The following is a 1,034-nucleotide window of genomic DNA, read 5'->3' as shown; positions in this document are numbered from 1 at the left end:
ACGGCCGGCAACACGGCGCTCTGCACGGTCGGGCGCACGGGCAACGATCTGCACTATCGCGGCTACGACATCCTCGATATCGCCACCACCTGCGAGTTCGAGGAGATTGCCTATCTGCTCGTGCACGAAAAGCTGCCGACGGCCGCCGAGCTCAGCGCCTACAAGACGAAGCTCAAAGCGCTGCGCGGGCTGCCCGCGAACGTGAAGGCCGCGCTCGAATGGGTGCCGGCGAGCGCGCATCCGATGGACGTCATGCGCACGGGCGTCTCCGTGCTCGGCACCGTGCTGCCCGAGAAGGACGATCACTCGATCGCCGGCGCGCGCGCGATCGCCGATCGCCTGATGGCCTCGCTCGGCTCGATGCTGCTCTACTGGTACCACTACTCGCACAACGGCCGGCGCATCGAGGTCGAAACCGACGACGATTCGATCGGCGGCCACTTCCTGCATCTGCTGCATGGCTGGGCGCCGCCGAAGGAGTGGGTGCAGGCGATGCACACCTCGCTGATCCTTTACGCCGAGCACGAGTTCAATGCCTCGACGTTCACCGGCCGCGTGATCGCCGGCACGGGCTCCGATATCTACTCGGCCCTCACGGGCGCGATCGGCGCGCTGCGCGGGCCGAAGCACGGCGGCGCGAACGAGGCCGCGTTCGAGATCCAGTCGCGCTACGCGACCCCCGACGAAGCGGAAGCCGACATCCGCCGCCGCGTCGAGAACAAAGAGGTGGTGATCGGCTTCGGCCATCCCGTCTATACCGTTTCCGATCCGCGCAACAAGGTGATCAAGGAAGTGGCCCGCAAGCTCTCGAAGGACGCGGGCGACATGAAGCTCTTCGCCATCGCCGAGCGACTAGAATCCGTGATGTGGGACTTGAAGAAGATGTTCCCGAACCTCGACTGGTTCAGCGCCGTGTCCTATCACCTGATGGGCGTGCCGACGGCGATGTTCACGCCGCTCTTCGTGATCTCGCGCACCTCCGGCTGGAGCGCGCACATCATCGAGCAGCGGATCGACAACAAGATCATCCGGCC

1 protein-coding gene is annotated in these 1,034 nt (G+C 65.4%); it reads left to right on the top strand.

All coding sequences use genetic code 11. From position 1 onward, the window contains the following. Positions 1–1,034, top strand: a 1,034-nt coding sequence (gene prpC, locus C9I57_RS32165) for a bifunctional 2-methylcitrate synthase/citrate synthase (protein WP_107154518.1), incomplete at both ends; no start/stop codon positions are given.

Origin of the sequence: Trinickia symbiotica (genome assembly GCF_003028655.1) — a bacterium.
Taxonomy (GTDB): Bacteria; Pseudomonadota; Gammaproteobacteria; order Burkholderiales; family Burkholderiaceae; genus Trinickia; species Trinickia symbiotica_A.
This window is presented reverse-complemented; position numbering and strand designations above follow the sequence as displayed.